At 73.7% G+C, this 21218-nt stretch carries 20 protein-coding genes; 8 read left to right on the top strand and 12 right to left on the bottom strand.

Translation table 11 applies throughout. The features are described from left to right. Nucleotides 1–88 precede the first annotated feature (88 nt). Both ACGFYY_RS37215 and ACGFYY_RS37220 read right to left on the bottom strand, forming a co-directional pair. Nucleotides 89–787 carry a sigma-70 family RNA polymerase sigma factor gene (locus ACGFYY_RS37215; protein WP_393716416.1) on the bottom strand — a complete coding sequence of 233 codons (699 nt, stop codon included), beginning with the start codon at nt 785–787 and terminating at the stop codon, nt 89–91. A gap of 167 nt (nt 788–954) precedes the next feature. Continuing rightward, nucleotides 955–1701 carry a hypothetical protein gene (locus ACGFYY_RS37220; protein WP_393716418.1) on the bottom strand — a complete coding sequence of 249 codons (747 nt, stop codon included), beginning with the start codon at nt 1699–1701 and terminating at the stop codon, nt 955–957. A gap of 351 nt (nt 1702–2052) precedes the next feature. Here ACGFYY_RS37220 and ACGFYY_RS37225 point away from each other — a divergent pair, with 351 nt between their 5' ends. Next, nucleotides 2053–3195 (top strand): MFS transporter, encoded by a 1143-nt coding sequence (locus tag ACGFYY_RS37225; protein ID WP_393716475.1) that lies wholly within the window; start codon nt 2053–2055, stop codon nt 3193–3195. Then, nucleotides 3192–4313, top strand: coding sequence for a sugar ABC transporter permease (locus ACGFYY_RS37230; protein WP_393716420.1), 1122 nt, complete (start codon nt 3192–3194; stop codon nt 4311–4313). The genes ACGFYY_RS37225 and ACGFYY_RS37230 overlap by 4 nt, the downstream gene beginning before the upstream one ends. 66 nt (nt 4314–4379) lie before the next feature. On the opposite strand, the gene ACGFYY_RS37235 is transcribed toward ACGFYY_RS37230, so the two are convergent. Together ACGFYY_RS37235 and ACGFYY_RS37240 are read right to left on the bottom strand one after the other, a co-directional pair. Then, a complete protein-coding gene (locus ACGFYY_RS37235) occupies nt 4380–5429 on the bottom strand; it encodes a hypothetical protein (protein WP_393716422.1) in 1050 nt (349 codons plus the stop codon). Nucleotides 5430–5498: 69 nt separating this feature from the next. Beyond that, nucleotides 5499–6650, bottom strand: coding sequence for an acyl-CoA dehydrogenase family protein (locus ACGFYY_RS37240; protein WP_393716477.1), 1152 nt, complete (start codon nt 6648–6650; stop codon nt 5499–5501). Between the two features lie 228 nt (nt 6651–6878). Here ACGFYY_RS37240 and ACGFYY_RS37245 point away from each other — a divergent pair, with 228 nt between their 5' ends. Continuing rightward, on the top strand, nt 6879–8705 hold the full coding sequence (locus tag ACGFYY_RS37245; protein ID WP_393716424.1) for a CoA transferase: 1827 nt from the start codon (nt 6879–6881) through the stop codon (nt 8703–8705). Further along, complete coding sequence (locus ACGFYY_RS37250; protein ID WP_393716426.1) at nt 8702–10375, top strand: class I adenylate-forming enzyme family protein; 1674 nt, start codon at nt 8702–8704, stop codon at nt 10373–10375. Before ACGFYY_RS37245 ends, ACGFYY_RS37250 begins: the two co-directional genes overlap by 4 nt. 62 nt (nt 10376–10437) lie before the next feature. Here ACGFYY_RS37250 and ACGFYY_RS37255 read toward each other — a convergent pair whose 3' ends face one another. The 4 genes from ACGFYY_RS37255 to ACGFYY_RS37270 all read right to left on the bottom strand — a co-directional run bounded on the left by ACGFYY_RS37255 (nt 10438) and on the right by ACGFYY_RS37270 (nt 13327). Next, nucleotides 10438–10716 (bottom strand): ferrous iron transport protein A, encoded by a 279-nt coding sequence (locus ACGFYY_RS37255; RefSeq protein ID WP_393716428.1) that lies wholly within the window; start codon nt 10714–10716, stop codon nt 10438–10440. A 342-nt stretch (nt 10717–11058) separates the two neighbouring features. Beyond that, nucleotides 11059–11871: a metal ABC transporter solute-binding protein, Zn/Mn family gene (locus tag ACGFYY_RS37260; protein WP_393716430.1), complete on the bottom strand. Its 813-nt coding sequence runs from the start codon at nt 11869–11871 to the stop codon at nt 11059–11061. Next, nucleotides 11829–12695: a metal ABC transporter permease gene (locus ACGFYY_RS37265; protein ID WP_393716432.1), complete on the bottom strand. Its 867-nt coding sequence runs from the start codon at nt 12693–12695 to the stop codon at nt 11829–11831. The genes ACGFYY_RS37260 and ACGFYY_RS37265 overlap by 43 nt, the downstream gene beginning before the upstream one ends. Continuing rightward, nucleotides 12692–13327, bottom strand: a complete 636-nt coding sequence (locus ACGFYY_RS37270) for an ATP-binding cassette domain-containing protein (RefSeq protein WP_365274953.1) — start codon at nt 13325–13327, stop codon at nt 12692–12694. The genes ACGFYY_RS37265 and ACGFYY_RS37270 overlap by 4 nt, the downstream gene beginning before the upstream one ends. Nucleotides 13328–13586: 259 nt before the next feature. On the opposite strand from ACGFYY_RS37270, the gene ACGFYY_RS37275 reads away from it, so the two are divergent. After that, on the top strand, nt 13587–14006 hold the full coding sequence (locus ACGFYY_RS37275) for a TOBE domain-containing protein (protein WP_365274956.1): 420 nt from the start codon (nt 13587–13589) through the stop codon (nt 14004–14006). A gap of 26 nt (nt 14007–14032) precedes the next feature. On the opposite strand, the gene ACGFYY_RS37280 is transcribed toward ACGFYY_RS37275, so the two are convergent. The 3 genes from ACGFYY_RS37280 to ACGFYY_RS37290 all read right to left on the bottom strand — a co-directional run bounded on the left by ACGFYY_RS37280 (nt 14033) and on the right by ACGFYY_RS37290 (nt 18146). Continuing rightward, a complete protein-coding gene (locus tag ACGFYY_RS37280; RefSeq protein ID WP_393716435.1) occupies nt 14033–14473 on the bottom strand; it encodes a molybdopterin-dependent oxidoreductase in 441 nt (146 codons plus the stop codon). Nucleotides 14474–14556: 83 nt separating this feature from the next. After that, complete coding sequence (locus ACGFYY_RS37285; RefSeq protein ID WP_393716437.1) at nt 14557–17325, bottom strand: molybdopterin-dependent oxidoreductase; 2769 nt, start codon at nt 17323–17325, stop codon at nt 14557–14559. Further along, nucleotides 17322–18146, bottom strand: a complete 825-nt coding sequence (locus ACGFYY_RS37290; RefSeq protein WP_365274965.1) for an FAD binding domain-containing protein — start codon at nt 18144–18146, stop codon at nt 17322–17324. Before ACGFYY_RS37290 ends, ACGFYY_RS37285 begins: the two co-directional genes overlap by 4 nt. Before the next feature lie 226 nt (nt 18147–18372). Here ACGFYY_RS37290 and ACGFYY_RS37295 point away from each other — a divergent pair, with 226 nt between their 5' ends. Then, nucleotides 18373–19842, top strand: coding sequence for a PucR family transcriptional regulator (locus ACGFYY_RS37295; RefSeq protein WP_393716439.1), 1470 nt, complete (start codon nt 18373–18375; stop codon nt 19840–19842). Nucleotides 19843–19876: 34 nt separating this feature from the next. Here ACGFYY_RS37295 and ACGFYY_RS37300 read toward each other — a convergent pair whose 3' ends face one another. After that, nucleotides 19877–20179, bottom strand: coding sequence for a hypothetical protein (locus ACGFYY_RS37300; RefSeq protein WP_393716441.1), 303 nt, complete (start codon nt 20177–20179; stop codon nt 19877–19879). Between ACGFYY_RS37300 and ACGFYY_RS37305 the strand changes: the two genes are divergently transcribed. Continuing rightward, nucleotides 20160–20537: a hypothetical protein gene (locus ACGFYY_RS37305; RefSeq protein ID WP_393716443.1), complete on the top strand. Its 378-nt coding sequence runs from the start codon at nt 20160–20162 to the stop codon at nt 20535–20537. The two genes, ACGFYY_RS37300 and ACGFYY_RS37305, sit on opposite strands and share 20 nt — an antisense overlap. 94 nt (nt 20538–20631) lie before the next feature. Further along, the gene (locus ACGFYY_RS37310; RefSeq protein ID WP_393716445.1) at nt 20632–21051 is read left to right on the top strand and encodes an ATP-binding protein; all 420 of its coding nucleotides are present in this window, start codon (nt 20632–20634) and stop codon (nt 21049–21051) included. Nucleotides 21052–21218 lie beyond the last annotated feature (167 nt).

Consider the following 21218-nt stretch of genomic DNA (forward strand, 5'->3'; position numbering starts at 1 on the left):
GTCCGGCAGCAACGGCTCGATCCGTGCCCATTGGGCGTCAGTCAACGACACACATCAACCAACGATCAGATGATCGGTAAGAAACGGCCTAGGCGAGCGCCGTGGCTGCCGTGACCATGCGTTCGCCGGTCCGGTCGGGCCGCGCGGCCGGGGCTTCAGGCGCCGGCTCCGTCGTCCGGGTGTCCGTCAGGAGCGCGATCAGGGAAGTACGGGCCCGGGCGACCCGGGAGCGGACCGTACCGATGGGGCAGCCGACGGCCGTGGCCGCTTCGGCGTAGGACAGGCCCAGCAACTGGGTCAGGACCAGCGCCTCCCGACGCTCGGACGGGATCACGGCGAGCAGTTCCGCCAGCGCGATGCCGTCCTCGAAGCCCGGCACGTCGTACGGCTGGGTCTGCTCGGCCGCCGTCTGCCAGTCGCAGCGGTCCGAGAGTCTGGGACGGGCGGCCGCGTGGCGCAGGCTGTCCACGACCGTGCGACGGGCTATCGACAGCAGCCAGGTACGCGCGGAGGAACGGCCCTCGAACCGGTGCAGGCTCGCCAACGCACGGAGGAAGACGTCCTGGGTGAGGTCGTCGGCCGCCTGGGTGTCGGCGCTGAGGTAGGCCACGTAACGCCAGACGTCACGGTGGAGCGCGCGCACGAACCGGTCGGTCTTCGCCGGATCGCCGTCGCGGGCGTCCAGCGCCAGCCGCGTCACCGCCGCGTCGGAGTCGGGGGTGCGCCGGGCCGGCCGGCCGCCGGCGGTACAGGAGGAGGTCGAGGGGGTCGTCAGGGCAGCAGTCATCGCCACAAGGTCCTTACGGGCAAAGGGAGTCCGGCGCCACGAGAGGGCGGGCCGGTGAGGGGTGCGGCCTGCCGGAAGGCATGGCCGAGGCCCGAGGCGCGGTGTGCGGGTGCGGTGTGCGGGTGCGAAGAGATCGCAGGCGCGGACGCGGCTCGGGGAACCAGCTGTCAGAGGACAGCGGTTCCCGCCGGCGGACCCCGTGAGGTGATGGCGTGGACGAGGAAGAGCCGGCGCGGCGCGCGGTTCCGGCGCCGCCGGCGGATGCGGACCGGCGGTCGGTGGACGGGTACCGCCGTACGGAGCAACAGGCGCAGTGGAGTCCAAAGGCGCCCGGCGACGGCGCGCACCACGCGGAAGGCGGCCCGCTCGCCATGGGCGAGCCAGAGCCCGCACAGCACGGCGGCCGACAGGTGCGCGGCCAGCATGCCGGCCGGCGACATGGCGCCCGCCTCGTGCAGACCGCCCGGCAACGGCCCGCCTGTCGCGGCGGTCAGGGTGGACGCGGCGTCCGTCGCCCCGTGCACGGCGTGGTGGTTGTGGGCGCCGGCGTGCGGCATCCCGACGCCGGGCGGTCGCGCCATCCGCCCCATCGATGCCATCGAGGACATCGACTCCATCGAGGACATCGGCGCGGATCCGCTCGGCGCGGCCGGCCCCACGAGGGACTGGGCCAGAGTGAAACCGACGTGGAGCACCGCCTGGACGGCGACGGCCGCCGTCGTCACGGCGAGCAGCCCGCGTTCACGTCCCGCGAGGGCCCAGGCCGTCGCCGCCGTGCCGGGGAAGGCGACGGACATGGCCCACCAGGGCACCGGCACACCGGACATGAGCAGGTGCCCGGTCGCCGCGAGCAGCACACAGAGGGCTGCGAACATCGCAGCCCGTAGCGCTCGTAAACAGCGGACCGGGTTCATGGAGGGCTCATCCTCGCACCGGCCTCCCGAGCCGCACATCAGGGTGCGCACTTCCGGACAAGTTCCCGCGTCCCGCCCGGTCAGGGCCGGGTCGCCCGCCTCGTGTGGTGCAGGGCACAACGGAGTGAGGGAACCTGCCCTCCGCTCCATCCGACTGCCTACCCGCTCGATCGAAGAGTTCAACGTCCTGGGAAGGGAGAGTTCGTGACGGCGGAAGGGGCGGCGGAGGAGTCGGTGGGAGGGACGGCCGCGCGGGGGACGCCGACGCGGGCGGCGAACGCGCGGCCGGCGGCGACCGCGACGGCGGCGACCGGGTCGCCGACCGGGAAGGACGTCCGCGCCGGACGGCAGTTGACCGCGCTGCTCACCTGCGCCATGGCGTTCTCGATGCTGCAGCTGTTCCTCCTCGGGGCGCTGGGACCCCGTCTCGTCACCGAACTCGGTGTGTCCCCGGCCGTGTTGGGTCTGACGACCACCATCGGCTTCGGAACTGCCGCCGTCCTGTCCCCGGCGGGCGGCCGGATCGTGGACCGGATCGGACCGCGACGCTCCCTGGTGGTCCTGCTGCTGGTCTCCGCCGCGGCCCTCGCCCTGATCGGCGCCGCGCCCGGCGCCGGTCCGCTGCTCGGGGCCGTCGCACTGGGCGGCGTACCCCAGGCGCTGGCCAACCCGGCCACCAACAAGGCCGTGCTGCGCGCCGTCCCGCCCGCCCGGCGGGGCGCGGTGACCGGGCTCAAGCAGTCCGGGGTGCAGCTCGGCGCCTTCGCGGCCGGACTGCCGCTCGCGCTGCTCGCGGGCGGCATCGGCTGGCGGGGCGCCGTCTGGACCGGGGCCGGCGCCGCGCTGCTCGCCGGGCTCTGGGCGCTGCGCGTTCTGCCCGCCGACCCCGCCCCGCCGACGGCGGGGCCCCGTACGGCTCTCGTACCGCGGGGCATGGTGGCCTGGTTGGCGGTGTTCTCGCTGTTCCTCGGCGCCGGCATCGCCTCGGTCAACACCTATCTCGCCCTCTTCGGAGCGCAGCGGCTGGGCATGGGCCCGACGGCGGCGGCCGCCCTCGTCGCCGTGCTCGGGGTGGCGGGGATCGCGGGCCGGGTCGGATGGTCGAAGGCGGCCCGGCCCGGGCGGGCCGAGTGGCTGCCGGGATGGCTGGCCTGCGGGGCGCTGGGCGCGGCGGCCCTGCTGGCGGCGGCCCCGCTGGTCGGTCCGCTGGTGTGGGCCGGCGCGATCGCGGTCGGCGTCTTCGCCGTCTCCGGCAACGCCGTCTCGATGGTGCTGGTCATGCAGCGCGCCGCCCCCGGCCGTGCCGGACAGGACTCGGCGCTGGTCGCGGCCGGGTTCTTCGGCGGATTCGCGGTGGGCCCGCCCCTCTTCGGCGTGCTTGCGCAGAGCGGGCGGTACGGGCCGGGATGGCTGCTGGTCGCGGCGGAGTTCGCGCTGGCGGCGGTCGTCGCGTTCCTGTGGGCCGTACGGGACCGGCGGGAGGGTGGGGCATGAGCACGGGCGACGCCGGGCTCGGCCGGGCCCTCGCGGCCGTCATGACACGCGTGGCGGTGACCGCCGAGGCGGTCGGCCCGCGCTTCCCGCTGTACGCCGATCCGGCCGACGGCCGGTGGACGACCACCGGCCGAGGCTCGTGGACCGGCGGGTTCTGGGCCGGGCTGCTCTGGCTGCGGGCCCGGTACACCGGCGACGCGGCCGACCGGCGTGCCGCCGCCGCGTGCACGGCCCGGCTCGAACCGTGGGTACGGGCCGACACCGCCGCCCGTGGCCTGATCCTCTGGTACGGAACCGCTCCGGCCGGGGACGACCCCGGGGCGGCCGAGCTCCAAGGCCGGGGCGCCCGGGCCGTGTTGTCGGCCTACGACCACGAACTCGGGCTCGTGCCCTGGGGAGCCGCGTTCGGCGGGCCCCGTCTGCTCGCCCGGGTGGACGGCGTGCCGGGGACCGTACCCCTGCTGGCCGGTGCCGGCCGGCAGGGGGCCGCCGCGGCCGGGGCTCACCTCCACCGCCACCTCGACCTCTGCCTCGGTGCGAACCCCGGGTCCTCGACTCCCGCGCCGGCCTGCCGGGTGCCGGTTCCTGCCCTGAGCTTCGACGCGGTCGCGGGCTGGCAGCCCTGCGCGGACCCGACGCCGGGCTGGAGCCGAGGCCGTGCCTGGCTGCTCCTGGCGGTGGCCGACGCCCTGCTGCGCCCGGACCTGGCCCTGCACGGCCCGACCGCCCGGCTCGACGCGGCGGCCGAACTCCTGCTGTCGGGTCCCGAGTTGCCGGACGGCGGCCTCGTTCCGGCAGCCGACGCCGCCCGGCCGGACGGGCCGCTCGACACCTCGGCCGCGGCGATCACCGCGGTCGCCCTGCTGAAACTCGCCCGGGTGCCCGGCCGAGGCCCCCGGGCGGCGGGGTACGGGTACCGGGCCGAGGCGATCCTCCGCCGGCTCGCGGAGCGACACGTCACCGGCCCGGACTCCGGGCGCCCTCCCGGGATGCTGCTCGACGGCTGCTACGACGCCGGGAAGGGGCTGGCCGTCCGGCACGAGCTCGTCTGGGGCGACTTCTTCCTGGCGCTCGGTCTCGCCGCCGTGCACGGGGTCGTCGACATCACCCGCGTGTGAGCCGTCTCTTCCGGAACGTGCCGGGCCCGGCCGGGGCTCCGGGCTACCCGACAGACGCCCGGTCGGCTACTGCATCAGCTCGATGTGGGGATGCCCCGGCTCCGCCGGGCAGGCGTAGAGCTGCTGTTTGTGGCCGCCGCCTATCTGGACCCCGGTCGGTCGCCGCATGGCACGGTGGCGGTCGTCGTCGGGGGACCCGGCTGCCCGAACCTCGTACGGGATCCAGCGGTGGCCGGCGCCCTGCCATTCGAACGTGTCGATCGTCAACAGCGGTTCCATCGCCGCATCGCAGGCGGGGCACTGTCGGGGGGCGGGGTCGGTGTACCCCCACTGGGGCCAACCGCCGGCCTTCCAGCCGGGGGCGACGGACAGATCGCTGCGGTAGAAGGACTCCGGGTAGGGAGCCCGAGCCCAGGAGCTGTCCGGAGCGCCGTCGGCCGCCTGCCACCTGCTCCGGTCGGACAACTGCCCCCGCAGCTCCTCGCTCAACTCCAGGAAGTGGGGGTACTCGGTGATCCGCTCCGGCGCGAGGACGCACGGCACCGGCACGTATTCCTCCCCCTCCACGTGCAGCGGTTCCGGGGGTGAGGTGAGGAGGTCGGTGACGGCGGCCGCGGACCGCCAGAACACGGCGGACCTGGGCATGCACGTCTCCGGGTGGTCGAGGGGGCACCACAGCACCTGGAGCAGATCGGCCTGACCGGGCGGGCGCAGCACGGGGATGTCACACACGTACAACTGGGCCACCGGCAGCATGGGGATCGGGCCGGCGGGCTGTTCGGCGTCCCAGTCGATCCGCTCCAGGACCGCCCGCTCCCGCGGCGTGTGGGCGCACACACCGGGCGTCCCCTCCGGGTGCGCGGCCGCTCTCGCCCGCACGCTCCGCTCCACCCGAACCACGGCGAGCCACTCGCCGCCTCCCTCGTGCGGGCCGTCGCAGTGCGGCCACGGCTCTTCGGCGGGCCACAGCAAGGGCCCGCCGACCGAGCTGTCCCGCGGCGTCGGCGCCCCTGGGCGGGGGTGCAACCGGATCGCCGGGCGGGCCAATGGGGCCAGTTGGGGGAATACCGCCGTGACGTCGACCGGCCGCGGCGAAGTGGTACGGACGAAGGTCATGACTCCGATGCTGCCAGAACCCTCCGACATCGGTCGGGTCGATCCGGGCCGTGCTCCACCGGGCGTTCCCTACGACCCCGGCGCGCCGCCGTCCCGCCCGTACCCGCGCAGGACCCGGCGGGCCACGGAGGTGATGTGCAGCTCGTCCGGGCCGTCGAGGAGGCGGGCGGCCCGGCCCGTGCGGAAGAGCCCGGGCAAGGGGGTGTCCGGGCCGAGCCCGGCGGCGCCGTGGACCTGGATGGCGGAGTCCGCGACCCGCTGGAGCATGCGCGCGGCGGCGACCTTGGCGAGCCCCACCTCCGTGCGCGCGTCCCGCCCGGCGTCGATCAGCGCCACCGCCTCGTGCACCAGGGGCCGGGTGGTGCGCAGAGCGAGCAGGGCGTCGAAGACGTGACTCTGGACCAGCTGCTGGTCGGCGAGGGGCCCGCGGGACCCGCCGCGGGTGGCGGCCCGTTCACACATGAGGTCGAAGGCCCGCTGGGCCTGGCCGAGCCAGCGCAGACAGCGCAGCGTCCGGCCCAGCTGCAGCCGCTCCCCGGCGATGGCGAGCGCGTCGCCGGGCTCACCGAGGAGATGGTCCGCCGGGACCCGGACCCGGTCGAGTGCGATCTCGTACTGGCCGCCCGCACCGAGGACGGGCAGTTCGCGTACGACGCGGAATCCGGCCGACGCGGTGGGCACGAGCAGCAGCGACAGCCCCTCCCGGTCACCGGCGCTCCCGCCGGTGCGGGCCATGACCGTCACCAGGTCGGCGCCCGCGGCGCCCGAGGTGAACCACTTGCGGCCGGTGACGAGCCAATCGCCGTCCGGCCCGCGCTCGGCCCGGGTGCCCGTCCCGAACGGATCGGTGCCCGGGACGTCCGGCTCGGTCATGGCGTAGCAGGTCCGTATCTCCCCGGCGACCAGCCGCTTCAGATACGCCTCGCGGACCGCGGTCCCCGCGTGCCGCGCCAGCATCGTGACGTCGAGCAGCGGGGCGGACCCCAGCGCCGCCGGACCGTGGTCACTGGCCCCCTCCGTCTCGGCCATGTCGGCGTACGCGCGGAACCCGAGCCCGCCGCCACCCAGTTCCGCCGGCAAGGGCAGCGCCCACACACCCGCCGCCCGCGCCTGGCCGCGCAGTTCGGCCAACGCCTCGGCTGCCGCCGGCCCGCCCGCGTCCAGCAGCGCCTCCCGGGGGATCACCCGGGACCGGACGAAGCGGTCGACCCGCCCCCTCATGTCCGCTGCGCCTACGGCCCGTCGGGCCTCCGTGGGATGCGCCGTGTGGTGCTCCGTGGTGTGGCCCGTGGCTGGATCCGTCACTTGTTTCCTCCTCATTCCCGGGAACTCGCGGGAACGGTCGACCGACTCCCTGTCCGTGGAACTGGTCGGGTGCGGACGCTCCCGGGTTCCCCACATTCGGTAAGACCCGGGCGCAGGCCACCGCCGCGCCAGGAGAGGAGAGGCATGGCGTCACCAGCAACCACGCAGACGGTCCGGCCGCTCGACACACTGCGCTTCGACACCTCGGGGCCCCCGCAGATCACGAGCGTCATCGCCGACCACCTGCGGCTGCTCGGCGCACGGACGGACCGCCCCGCACAGGACGGCGCGTCCACCGGCACCGCCGCCGTCCCCGACGGCACCCCGCTCACGGGCGCCACCACGCTCACGGGCGGCGGCTTCGATCCCGCGCACGCGACCGCCACCTGGGCGGATCCCGCGAGCGGGCTCGTCGACGAGGCCACGGTGCAGGCCGCCACCGGCATCATGGCCGTGCACGGCCGGCGCGACGGCGGCCCGCGCGGCCTCGGCGTCGACTACGCGGCCACCGCCACCGGGGTCCTGGCTGTACAGGGGCTGCTCGCGGCCCTCGTGGGCCAGGCCCGTGGCGGCGCCGCCCGCGCGGTCACCACCGGCGCGGACCGGGCCGGCCTGCTCGCGGTCTCCCAGTACCTCGCCGCCGCCGGGGCCGACGAGGGTGAGGCCGCCGAACTGGCGCCCGGAGGGCCACCGTTCACCTCGGCCGACGGTGTCCTCTTCGAACTGGAGACGCTCGACCCGGGAGCCTGGGCGGCCTTCTGGAAGGCACTGGAGGCGCCCGCGGACGCCTTGCGGGCCGGCTGGCGGCCCTTCCAGTTCCGCTACGCCACCGCCTGCGCCCCTTTCCCGGTGGCCCTCCACCTCACCGCCCGGTCGCACTCCTGGGAGCGGATCCGCCGGGCCGCGGCCGCCTACGGCACGGAGGTGTGCGCCCTGCGCCCGCTCGCCGAACGGGCGGCGGAACACGACGGCGCCGCCCCCTGGTCCCTGGCCCCGTCGGCCACCGGACGCCTCACCGCCCGCTCGCACCGGCTGCCCGGCGCGGCACACTCCGGCGGGCCGCTGGCCGGGCTGACCGTCCTGGAGGCGGGCAGACGCATCCAGGCACCGCTCGCCGCGCATCTGCTCGGGCTCCTCGGCGCCGACGTGGTCCGGATCGAACCGCCCGGCGGCGACCCGCTGCGCGGCATGCCCCCGGCCTGCTCCGGGATCTCGGCGCGCTGGCTCGCCCTCAACCGGGGCAAGCGGGCCGTCGAGATCGACATCAAGCGGGAGGAAGACCGAAGGCGACTGCGGGAGTTGGCGGCCGGAGCGGACGTCTTCCTGCACAACTGGGCGCCGGGCAAGGCCGCCGAACTCGGCCTCGACGCCGCGGACCTCGCACGGGTCAATCCCGCGCTCGTCTACGCGTACACCAGCGGCTGGGCCGACCGGATCGAGGACGCCCCCATGGGCACCGACTTCATGGTCCAGGCCCGCACAGGGGTCGGCGAGGCCGTCCGCCCCGAGGACGAGGCCCCGGCGCCCTCCTTGATGACCCTGCTCGACGTACTGGGCGGGATGCTCGGCGCCGAGGCCGTCCTCGCCGGGCTGCTGCTGCGCGAACGCACCGGCCACGGCGTACGGGTGGACTCCTCCCTGCTCGGCGCGGCCGACACGCTGACCGCCCCCGCCCTGCGCCGGGCGGGCCGCGGCGACAATCCGCGGCGGCCGGCCGGATTCCGACTCCCGCGGCCGACGGCGGACGGCTTGCTCGCGCCGGCCGACGCCGACGCCCACGCCGTGGCCGCCCATGACCTGGGCGGCCTGTCCACGGCCGAGGCCGTGACCCGGCTGCGCGAGCACGGGCTGACCGCGACCGCGGTCACCACCGATTTGTCCGACCTGCACCACGACCCGCGCTTCACCGGCTCGATCAGCCGCGACGCGCACGGCGCCCCCGCAGTCACCGACCCCTGGAGCTTCGTATGACCGCCGACAGGCTCGTCCTGCGCGACCTGCTGCCCGCCGAACTCCGCCGGTCCTGGGTGGTCGACGGGACCTGCCCCGACCTCGACCTCTACAGCCTCTTCCGGGCCCGGCAGATAGCCGACCTGCACCGGACGGCCGTCCTCGACGCCAAGGGCAAGCTCTGCTACACCGCGCTGGACCGCAAGGTCCGATGTCTGGCCACCGGCCTGCGCAGCCTGGGGATCGGCCCGGGCGACGTGGTCGGCGTGCAACTCCCCAACAACCGCTTCGCCGTCATCGCCGATCTGGCGCTCGCCGCGCTCGGCGCGATCGCGCTCCCCTTCCCGGTCGGCCGGGGCGTCCTCGAAGCCGAATGTCTGCTGCGCCGCGCCGAGGCCGTGGCCGTCATCGCGGCCACCGAGCACAAGGAGTTCCGGCACGCGGCGGAGCTGAGCACGCTCGCCGGGGCGCTGCCGGCCCTGCGCCATGTCATCGCCGCCGGTCCGGTCGCACCGGAAGGAACGATTCACCTGACCGGGCTGCTGCGCTCCGACCCCAGCGGATTCGTCCCCGCCCGGCCCGACCCCGACAGTGCCGCGCGCATCCTGGTGTCCTCCGGCTCCGAGGCGGAGCCGAAGATGATCGCCTACTCGCACAACGCGCTGGCCGGCGGACGCGGCAACTTCCTCGCCTCCCTCATCCCGGACCGCACCCCGCCGAGCTGCCTGTTCCTCGTACCGCTGGCCTCCGCCTTCGGGTCCAACGGCACCGCGGTCACCCTCGCCCGGCACGGCGGCACCCTCGTCCTGCTCGACCGCTTCACCCCGGAGGCGGCGATCGAGGCGGTGCGCGAACACCGGCCGACGCACGTCCTCGGCGTGCCCACCATGGTCCGCATGATGCTCGAACGCCTCGACGGGACGGACGAGAAACTGCCCGCCCCCACCGCATTGGTCCTCGGCGGGGCGCCGCTGGACGAGACCACCGCGGCCGCCGCCGCCGAGGCCTTCGGCTGCCCCGTGGTGAACCTCTACGGCTCCGCCGACGGCGTCAACTGCCACACCGGGCTCGGCAACACGGTGCCGCCCACGGACGGGTCCGGGGTCGTCGCGGGCCATCCCGACCCCCGGGTCGCCGAGATCCGCATCGCCGACCCGGAGACGCACGAACCGCTGCCCGACGGCGCCGTCGGCGAGATCATCTCGCGCGGCCCGATGACCCCGCTGTGCTACGTGGGCGCGCCCGACCTGGACGCCCGCTACCGCACGCCCGACGGCTGGGTCCGCACCGGTGACCTCGGGTACCTCGACTCCGACAGCGTCCTGCACATCGTCGGCCGCCTCAAGGACATCGTCATCCGCGGCGGTGCCAACATCAGCCCGGCGGAGGTGGAACGCGAACTCACCGCGCACCCCCAGGTCCGCGACGTCGCCTGCGTCGGCGTCCCGGATCCGATGATGGGGGAGCGGCTCGCGGCCTGCGTGGTGTCGCGCGGCGGGCAGCCGCTGACCCTCGCCTCGCTCGGTGAACACCTCACCCGGCGCGGGCTGGAACGGAACAAGCACCCCGAGCGGCTGCTCCTGATCGCCGAGCTGCCACTGACCGCGGCCGGCAAGCCGGACCGCGCCGCGCTGCGCGAGCGCCTCGTGGCGACCGGCGCGGCGGCTCCGCCGCTCGCACAGGCGGGCTGAGGTGACGGGGCCCGGCGGCAGGTTCCTGCCGCCGGGCCCTCACCGTACGGACGAAGCCCGCCTCATGATCCGGGCCGCACGTACCGGTCCCAGATCAGGGCCTTGCGGTACGGGCCGTTCCCGTCACCGTCGTACTGCGGCCCGTCGAAGGTGACCCAGTACGCCAGTTCGCCGGGCCGCGCACGAGGGTGCTCGACGGGTTCGGGCGCGCCCATGTCGTCGATCGTGCCCAGGAACTCGTTCCGCCAGGGCCCTTCCCAGCTCGGATCACGGACCACGAGGACCCGACTGCCCGCGGGCAGTGCGGTGGACGGCCAGTCCTGCCGCAACGGCCTGCCCATCAGCCGCTCGACGGCCGTCCGGTCACCCGCGTTCGCCGCGCCGGAGGAAGGAGGGGAAGGAGGGGAAGGAGGGGAAGGAGGGGAAGGAGGGGAAGGAGGGGAAGGAGGGGAAGGATCCATGCGCCCACCCTCTTCCCGCACGCCCGCCGGCGCCAACGGTTTTCGGCAGGTCGGGGGCCGGGGGATGGGGGCCGGGGGCAGTGGCTCGGGTCGATGGTGATCACGGCCCCCGGTATCGCCCATGGTGGCCGAGCGCCCCGCGCAACGGCGAACCGGCGTACCGGGAAATGGCCGGTTCTCGTCTAGGCCCGCGTGGCAGCGGGACGGCTCGTCAGCAGCTGATCATGAAGCGCCCATGGCCTTTTTCAGCTCCGCCGCGGCGTTGCGGTAGACCGTCAGCAGCTCCAGGTCCTCCCCGGGATAGTTGACGATTTTCACCTGCTTGGCGCCGGAGTCGGGCAGCACCGTGCCGGTGGACATGTGCGCGTTGTCCAGCACCAGTTCCGGCTTCTTGGCGGAGAGCTCGGCCAACTGCGCCGGGGTCACGGCCTCGGGCCCGTACGTGCCCACGGGGGTGGCGCCGGCGAGCTTCGCCGACCACGCGGTGAAGACCTGGGCCACGACCGACGGGCTGCGGCCGCCGGGCCACGCGGCCTGGACCTCCTGGTTCAGTTTCGCGTACTCGGTGTCGAAGCCGGTCTTCCACTGTGCGGCCGCGTCCGCCGTGCCGAACAGCGCGCCCAGCTTGTCGACTTCGGCCTTGACCTTGTCGGGGTCGTTGTCGAGGGCGACCTCGACCAGCTTCGCCTTGGAGCCCGCGGCCTCCTTGATCTTCGCGGCGTACGGCTCGAAGGGCGCGTAGAGCACGAAGTCGGCTTTGGCCACGGCGGCGAGGTCGGAGGGCTTGGGATCGTAGTCGGGGGCGTGGTGGACGGACTGCGGCACGATGACCTTCACGTCCTCGGCGCCCGCCGCCTTCGCGAAGGCGCCCTCCCAGGTGGTGGTGACGACCACGACCGGCTTCTCGGCCTGCGGCCGGGGGCCGCCCTCGGACTTCCTGTCCTGGGGTGAGGGGTCGTTCCCGCAGGCGGTGGTCAGGAAGAGTGCCGCGCTCAGTGCGAGGAGGGAAGTGATACGGACGCGGGTGCGCGCCATGAGCTGATTCTCCGTTCGGGTATGAAATGCACCGCGAGGACCAGTGCCCCCGCGGTCAGGACGAGGACCGGACCGGGCGGCCAGTCCAGCCACAGGGCCAGCAGGAACCCCGTCAGATTCACCGCCACGCCGATGCCGACCGCCCAGAGGGTGATCGACTTCAGTGAGCTGCCCAGACGGCGGGCGGCGAGTGCGGGCAGCAGGGTCAGGGCGTCGACGAGCAGGGCGCCCGTCAGTTCGATCGCCCCGGCGACCGCGATGGCGACCAGGACCAGCAAGGCGGACGTCAGCGCCCGGACCGGTACGCCGGAACACTGGGCGAGCTCACGGTCGTAGAGCAGGAGACCGATGTCGCGCCGCCGCCACCAGAACAGGCCCGGTACGACGACGGCCAATACGCCCAGGACGACGAGGTCGGCGGAGCCCACCGACAGGATGGACCCCCACAACAGGGCGAAGGCGCCGGAGGCGTTGACTCCCGACACGGCGAGCAGCAGCAGCGCCGCCGCGATGGCCAGGCTCATCAGCAGGCCCATCGCCCCCGACAGGCCGTCCGGGGTCCGGGCGAGCGGGGCCACGCCCGCACCGGCCAGCGCGCAGGCCACCAGCGCGCACAGCATGGGGTCGAGTCCGGTGAGCAGGCCGACGGCGATGCCCAGCAGGGCCACGTGCATCATCGCGAACCGCACCGGCATGATGTCGAGCCCGACGATGACCACACCGATGACCGGCAGGCCGATCGCGGCCAGCAGCAGGGCCACGCCGGCCCGTTGCACGGGCAGCAGTCGGAGCAGTTCACCGAGATCGGCGGTGGCCAGGTTCACCGGACCTCCCGCAGGTGGCCGGCGGCCATCTCCAGTACCCGGTCGCACCGGTCGGCGAGCGCCCGGTCGTGCGTCACCACGATCAGGGTCACCGGCAGGGAGGTGAGGACGTCCGCGGCCTCCGCCTGCCCGTCGAAGTCGAGGGCGGCGGTCGGCTCGTCCGCCAGGAGCAACTCGGCTCCCGCCGCGATGCATCCGATCGCCCGGGCGAGGTACATCCGCTGCAACTGGCCGCCGGAGAGGGTGTGCAGGGGCCGGCCGACGAGCCGGCCCACACCGAGCCGCTCGGCGGCCTCGGCCGCCTCCGTCGGCGCGTTGCTGGCGGCGAGCAGTTCGGCGCCGAGCAGGGGGAAGCGGCCGGCGGCCGGCTTCTGCGGGATCCAGGCGCAGGCTCGGCGCCGCCAGGCCCATTCGGCGGGTGACCGGCCCTCGCGCCCGCCGACCCGGATGGAGCCCGTCGTCTGGCGGTGCAGGCCGAGGACGGCGCGCAGCAGCGTGGTCTTGCCGGAGCCGTTGGTACCGGTCAGGGCCACACGCTCACCGGCGGCGATCTCCAGATCGACGGCGGAGACGGCCTCCACCCGGCCGTGCCGGCACACGACCTCCCGCATGCGCACATCCAGCCCGCCCATCACATGCCTCCTCCGCCATGCGGGAAGGCGAGGATCCGCCTCCCACGGGGGAGTAGTCGGACGCGGCCCGCCCCGGGTTCCCGCGGTCCGGGACCGATTTTCTGGTCGCGGACGTGCCGGGCGGCACAGGGCCGGCCGGTCGGGTGGTTCTGGCGCGTGTGGGCGCGGAGGATCGGGGTGGGCCGGATCGGGTGGGCCTACGGTCGGTCCCGTGCGGCCCTCCAGGACCGCACGAGGCGCCTACGTAAGAGGTCGAACCATGAGTCTCAGCATCCGCAACCAGCTCGCGGGCACCGTCACCGCCGTCACGGTCGGCGAGGCCATGGCGACGGTCAAGGTCCGGCTGGACGGCGGCCAGGAGATCACCGCCGCCATTACCGCCGACGCCGTCAAAGACCTCGGCATCGCCTCGGGATCCGTGGTGCGGGCACTCGTCAAGGCCACCGAGGTGGCCCTGGCCACCGGCCCGGTGGAGAACATCTCCATCCGCAACCAGATCACGGGCACGGTGTCCGAGGTGGCCGTCGGACCGGCCATGGCCGCCGTGAAGATCAACGTGAACGGGGGCGGGCTGACCGCGGCAGTCACCGCCGACGGGGTCCAGGCGCTGGGCCTGGTCCCCGGCTCCTCCGTGGTCGCGCTGATCAAGTCGACCGAGATCTCCCTCGCCGGCGCCTGAGCGGTGCCTGCCCGTCCCGGCCGCGCTCAGAGGCTCGGTGCCGCCAAGCAGCCGAACCACACGTGCGTGACCGCGCTGACGTAGCGCGCCCCGCACCGGTCCGAGGGGACCACCAGCTGGGCCCCGGACTCGTCCAGGTCCGTCCCGTCCAGGCGGGTGGCCAGCAGCATCGGACTGGCCCCGAAGTCGGCGTCCAGTTCGGCCCAGGCGAGGACGCTGTGGTGGCCGTCCCCGCCGCTGACGGCCAGGAGAAAGCGTGAACGGTCCTTGCGGCGCCGGGCGTCGAAGGCCGGTCCCGCGCTCGCGACCACGTCACGCAGCAGCGCGCCCTCGAAGACGTGGTGCTGCGGGCCGTTCGCCGCGCAGTCGAACACCACCTCGGCCCGGTGCTGCTTCCATGCGCGCAGGTCGGCGACGCTGAGCAGGGCCGGGTGGTCGAGGTCGCCGTGCAGCAGGAGTTTGGCCATACGAGCCCGATTCCCGGATACCGTCATACCGGAAACGTACCTGCCACCTGCATCTCATCATGTGGGCCGCATATGAGACCGTTCTACCCGTTTGCGACTTGCATCTTCTGCCAGACGACATCCCTCGTCAGGGGCATCTCGGTGAACCGCACCCCGGTCGCGTCCCGCAGGGCGTTGGCGAAGGCCGGGCCCACCGGGTTGAAGGGGCTCTCACTCATGGACTTGGCGCCGAGCGGACCGACCGAGTCCGAGGTCTCCATGAAGTGGACCTCCGTGCGCGGGATGTCCGCGTACTGCGGGAGCCGATAGCGGCGGAACGCCGCCGTGGTGACCTCGCCGCGCTCGTCCACCCGCACCGTCTCGAAGAGGGTCGCGCCCAGTGCCTGGGCCACACCGCCCTCCACCTGCCCGCGACACTGCAGCGGGTTCATGACCTTGCCGGCGTCCGCCGCGTGCACACTGCGCAGGATCTTCATCTCGCCGGTGTGCGGGTCGACGGCGAGGCGGAACCACTGGGCGTTGAAGGCCACCGAACGGGGGGAACCGGTCCAGTGGCCGTCCGCGGCCATCTCCTCCAGCTTGCCCTTGTCGTAGGCGGCCTCGTGCAGCTCCTTGAGGGTGACGGTCCGGCCCGCGCAGTCGAAGGCCTCGGGCCCCAGCTCGCACAGGTGCCGGGCCACGCCCGTGTGGCGGGCCGCGAAGGTCTTCAGGCGCTCCGCGAGCGCGTCCGCCGCCAGCAGGACGGCCCTGCCCGCCACCACCGTGCCGGCCGAGCCGAAGGCGCCGGTGTCGTGGCGGACGACGTCGGTGTCCGACTGGCGGATCGCGATCCGGTCCACCGTCGTGTTCAGCGCGCCGGCGGTGATCTGCTTGTGGACGGTGGTCGTGCCGTTGCCGAACTCCGCCGTGCCGACCGCGATGTCGTACGTACCGTCACGCAGCAGGCTCACCCGGGCGTCGGCGAAGTGGCCGCCCGGCGGGGCGGTCGCGATCATGGCGACCGCCGATCCCGTGCCGGTGAGCCACCCCTCCGGGACGTCCTCGTGGCTGCGGTCCTCGGCGATGGCCTTGCGGACGACGTCCATGCACTGCTTCATCCCGTACGAGCCGATGAAGAGGTCCTCCTCGTGGCCGATCGGGGTGACCAGGTGGTCGCCGGCGCCGATGACGTTCTTCTCGCGCAGTGCGAGGGGATCCATCCCGAGCCGGATGGCGAGTTCGTCCATCACCGATTCGAGGGCGAAGAGGACCTGCCCGAGGCCGTAGCCGCGGAAGGCGCCGGCGGGGACGCCGTTGGTGTAGACGGAGTACGCCTCCACCTCCTTGTTCGGTGCCTTGTAGACCGCGAAGGACTCGCCGACGCTGTGGAACATGACCGCCGGGCCGTGGTTGCCGTAGGCCCCGGTGTTGGAGACCACGCGGATGCGCAGCGCGGTCAGGGTGCCGTCGGCCTTGGCGCCGATCTTGACGGTGATCTTGAAGGGGTGGCGGGTGGTGGCCCCGTAGAACTGCTCGGCCCGGGTGAATTCGAGCTTCACCGGCCGGCGCAGCTTCAGGGCGGCGAGGACCACGATGTCCTCGGTGAGCATCTCCTGCTTGCCGCCGAACCCGCCACCCACGCGGCCCGCGACGACGCGGACCTCGTCCTCGTTCAGGTCGTAGAGGGCGCACAGCGCCCGCCGGGTCAGGAACGGGGCCTGGGTGGAGGACCGGACGGTGATGCGCTCGCCGTCGCCCTCCTCCTTGGGCTCGAAGTAGGCGACGCTGCCGTGGGTCTCCAGACTGGCGTGCTGCACGCGCTGCGTCCGGAAGGTCTCCTCGAGGACGACGTCCGCCTCCGCGTACCCCTTCTCCATGTCGCCGAGCGTGTTGTGGACCTCGCCGCACACGTTGTTCTCGGCGCGGAAGATCCCCGACTCGGGGCCCTTGGGGTGGAGGATCGGCGCGCCCGGCAGCATCGCTTCCTCCGGGTCGATGACGTACGGGAGCTCCTCGTACGTGACGACGACCCGGCGGCAGCCCTCCTCCGCGGCCTGCTCGCTGTCGGCGACGACGGCCGCCACGCGCTGGCCGACGAAACGGACCACGTCGTCCAGGACCCGGGTGTCCATCGGGTCCTCGGTCGGGTGCTCGTGTCGGGCGGACGAGTACAGCCGGTCGGGGGAGTCGTGGTGGGTGAGGACCGCGTGGACACCCGGGACCTGAAGGGCGTCCCGGGTGTCGATGTCGACGATCCGGGCGTGCGGGTGCGGTGAGCGCAGCAGTTTCATGTGCAGCAGCCCCGGCACCTCGACGTCGAAGGTGTAGCGGGCGGTTCCGGTGACGACGAGCGGCCCGGCCGGGGCGCCCAGGGATCGGCCCACCGCCTGACCGGCCTCCGGGGTTTCGGTGTGCTGGACCCCGCGTACGGCGTCCTCGATGGCCCGGTAGCCCGTACAGCGGCAGATGTTGCCCTTGAAGGCGCGGGGCAGGTCCTGGAGTTTGCCGTCGTCGTCGGCGGTGCCCTCCTCCGCCTGGAGGGCGGCGGTGGTCATGAGGAATCCGGCGGTGCAGAAGCCGCACTGGAAGCCCTGGGCGTCCAGGAACTGCCGCTGCGCCGGGTGGAGCTCGCCGCCGGAGCGGGCGAGGCCCTCCACGGTGGTGACGGAACGGCCCTCGGCGCGGACGGCCGGGTAGAGGCAGCTGTGCACGGGCCGACCGTCGACGTGGACCGTGCAGGCCCCGCAGTCGCCCTGGTCGCAGCCCTTCTTCACGCCGAACCAGCCGCGTTCGCGCAGGTAGGTGCGCAGGCACTGGCCGGCGCGCGGCTCGGTGTCGAAGCGCCGCTCGTTGATCTCGATCTCGTACGTCATCGGTGGTCCTCGGTGGTGAGCTCGCGGCGGATCTCCTCGGCCAGGCGCAGTGCCATGTGACGCCGCCAGGCGGGCAGTCCGTGGATGTCGTCGTACCACTCGTCGGGCCGGACGGCGCCGTCGATGGCCGCGCGCAGTTCGGCGGCCGTGGGCGGCAACGCGAACCAGAAGCGGAAGGGGCGGATGGTGGCGGCGGACACCGTCACGGCGAGGGAGCCGTCGGCGGGGTCGCAGGCGCCGATGACCAGCGCGCCCGAGCGCCCGAGCCCGTAGAGGGACGCCTGGCGGAAGGCCGTACGGGAGTCCAGCGCGTTCGGTGGCAGGCGCACGGACCGCAGCAGCTCGCCCTCCCGCAGGTTCTTCACGCCGGCGCCGAGGATGAACTCGGTGACGGGCATGCGGCGGGTGGCGCCGTCCTGTCCCTGAAGGAAGACCGTGCCGTCGAGGCCGGCCGTGAGGGAGACCATCGGACCGGCGGGCAGGCCGTTGCACAGGTTCCCGCCGACGGTCGCCATGTTCCAGATCTTGAAGCTGGCGAGGAAGGCCCGGCAGCACTGCTCGAAGAGCGGGGCGGCCGTGGTCGGCAGGGTCCGGGCGAACCGCGAGAGCTCGGTGATCGTGCAGGTCGCGGCGATGTCCAGGGAGCCGTCGGGCTGCCAGGACAAGGGCGGCCAGCCCATGCGGGAGAGGTCGATCAGGCGGCGGATGTGCGGCTGGGGCTCGGAGAAGAGGTAGGTGCCGCCGCCGAGCCAGGCGTCACCGGGACGCCAGGGTTCGCGGCGGCGCGCGTCGCGCACGTCGAGCACCGTGTTGAGATCCAATTCGCGCCACCAGCCTTTCCGGCCTGACAGGGGGTTTCGGCCAGTGAAGCAACGGGGGCGGGTACGAGACGACTGGTCCCGGCCACGGAATCGGAGGAGTCCGCAGGCACCCTCCCTGGACGATCAACCAAGAGGCATACCGGGTGCTTCACCTAGCATTTACGATGGTCCGGCCTCTGTTCGCCTCGCGAATGTGGGCATCTGCCCACCGCAAGGAGTCCCCGCCATGCACGTCCTCGACCTGCTCCAGCTCGACAGCCTCGGCCTCAACCTGCTCTGGGGCGAGGAAGCCCTTCTCGGCCAGGAGGTCGCCGGTGTCACCGCCACCGACCTCGAGGAGCCCGGCCGCTTCCTGGGGCCCGGGGAGCTCGTGCTGAGCGGGCTCGTGTGGTGGGCCGAGGGTGACGTGACGAAGGCGGACCGCTTCGTCGGAGCGCTCGCCGACGCCGGAGCCACGGCGCTGCTGGCCGGGGAGGAGACCCACGGCCGGGTCCCCGACGAGCTCGTCGACGCCTGCCGCAGTCACCGGGTGCCGCTCGTGGCCGTCCCCGCGCGCACCAGTTTCCGCGCGGTCACCGAGGCCGTGTACCTGCGCCAGTGGGGCGACCTCAGCCGCCGCCCGACCCGTCTCTTCGCCCTCCCCGAGAACGTGCGCGGCGAGCTGAGCCGGCTCGTCGAGGCGGGGGCGGGCCCGGACGAACTCCTGGACCGGGCGTGCGCGCACCTCGGCCGGGTGTCCTGCTACCTGCTGACCGTCGGCGGCCGCACCGTGGCCCGTACCCCGTCCGCCCCGGAGCTGCCCGCCCGGCAGGCGTCGGCCACCTCCGCGCGCGGCGGGGTCTGGCTGCGCATCGAGACCGAGAGCTCCCCGTACGACGCCTGGCAGCTGCACGTGCCCGACCCGGACGCGGCACCCCCGCGGGTGCTCCACGAGATCGCCGAGGTGCTCGCCCAGAGCCGGGGCCCGCACAACCGTCGGCTCGCCGCGCGGCGGCTGGCCGGGCAGGAGCTGATCGGCGTACTGGAGGGGACCCTCGCGGGCCCCGCCCCCGCCGACACCGGAGCCCTGGAGGAGGCGCTCGCGGGCGCCGGGCTGCCCGTCGGCGGGGCGTACCGGGTGCTGGCGTCGACCTCGGGCGACGCCCTGGCGGAGGGCCTGCGCCACCTGGACGACGCCGTGTACGCGGTGGGGCGGTCGGTGGCGGTGCTGCACGAGGATCCGGCCTCCGACACGGACGCGGCCGGCGCGCTCCGCGCGGTGTGGCCGACGCTCCAGCGGTGCGGGGGGCCGCAGGCGGAGCTGCGGCTGGGCATCGGCACGCGGTCCGAGGGTCTGGAGGGGCTGCGTGCCTCGCTCGGCCAGGCCCGGTTCGCGCTCACCTCGGCCGACGAGGCGGTCCCGGTGCGCGGCGTCGAGCAGTTGGACACCCTCGGGGAGCTGATGGCGGGGATCCCGCCGGAGGTGCGGACGGTGTACGGGGCGCGGATCCTGGGGGCACTCGGGGACGGGATGCTGCGCGACACCCTGGAGGTCTTCCTGGCCAACAACTGCTCCTGGGCCCGCACGGCCGAGGCGCTCCACCTGCACGTGAACACGGTGCACTACCGGATCGAGCGGGTGGAGGCCCTGACGGGCCGTGACCTGTCGCGCCTCGACCACAAACTGGACCTGTACGCGGCGCTGCGCTGCGGCTGACCGCCCACGCGGGGCCTGGAGTGTCCGCCCGCCCCTACGGCAGCTCGATGGGGACCTCGGTGGACTTCACCCGGGCCGGCACGTCGTCGAGCCGTACCGCGGTGACGATCCCGGCGAAGGAGTTCGGTACGGAGGTCGGCGCGGTGCCGGGCGGCAGCGGGTGGGTCCCGGCGGCCCGTTCCTGGGCGAAGGGCTTTTTGTTCTCCCCTGAGTTTTTTCCAATCCCTTGTCCTCCTCGCGGCGAATCCCTGTTGAGGCTCCTGAGGTCGAAGGGGCCGCTGGATCGACTGTCCGACGAAGGGAAGGAGGTGAGTGCGATGACCGGTTCGCTGCGCACGCGGCGTCTGTTCGTGGGGGCCGCGTCCGTCGGGCTGCTGGCCGGCGGGTCGCTGCTGGGCCTCTCCGGCACCGCGAACGCCGCCCCGGCGGCGTCCGCCACGGTGAGCTCGACGCTCACAAGTGACCGTGACCGTGACCGTGATCGTGACCACCGTCAGGACCGCCATGACCGCCACAACAGGTGGGACCGCCACGAGCGGTGCACCTGGGTGAAGGGGCACTGGGAATCCAAGGGGCACGGCACCTGGCATCAGGGCTACCGCGACCACCACGGCAACTGGCACGACGGCTGGTGGGGCAAGGGCCACGCGAAGCACTGGACGCCCGGCCACTGGAACTGCCACGGCAAGTGGTAGCTCCGCCGCGACGTGGCGCCGATCCGGCACACCGGTGGTTCCTGGGGCACCGCCCCCGGAACCACCGGGGCCGCTCGCACAGCGAGGAACAGTCATGGACACCGCAATCGCATCCACGGCACGGCCGAGGACCGTCCACCACCCACTGCCGTCGGGCCCGCAGGCCGCCGGGGAAGCGCGCCGCAGCGCCGCGCGCACCCTCGCCCTGCACCCCGTGCGCTGCTCACCGGAGACCGCCTGCGACATCCTGCTCATCGCCTCCGAGCTCGCCACCAACGCGGTCCGGCACGCCCTGCCCCCGTACGCGCTCACGATCAGCCTGGATCACGGACGGGCGGGGATCTGCGTCAGCGACGGCTCGCTCTCCCTGCCCCGGCGGGGCGACCGCCACGGGACCGACGCCACCCAGGGGCGCGGGCTGCAGATCGTCCGGGCGCTCGGCGCGGACCTCTTCGTCAGCCGCTCACCGCACGGCAAGCAGGTCATCGCCGTGATCACTTGGCGGGACACCTGACCCGACGGTTCCCTCCGACGAGGGAAACGCGGACCGTCCCGGAGCGCGAACACCCTCCCATCCGTACGCGCCTCCGCTACGAAGAACCATCAGACCCATCCCCCTGGACCTGTGACCGACACCGCCTCCCGAGCGGCGGTCCGGCCACTGCTCTCCGGACAAGGACC

Source organism: Streptomyces sp. NPDC048331, assembly GCF_043201215.1.
Classification (GTDB): domain Bacteria; phylum Actinomycetota; class Actinomycetes; order Streptomycetales; family Streptomycetaceae; genus Streptomyces.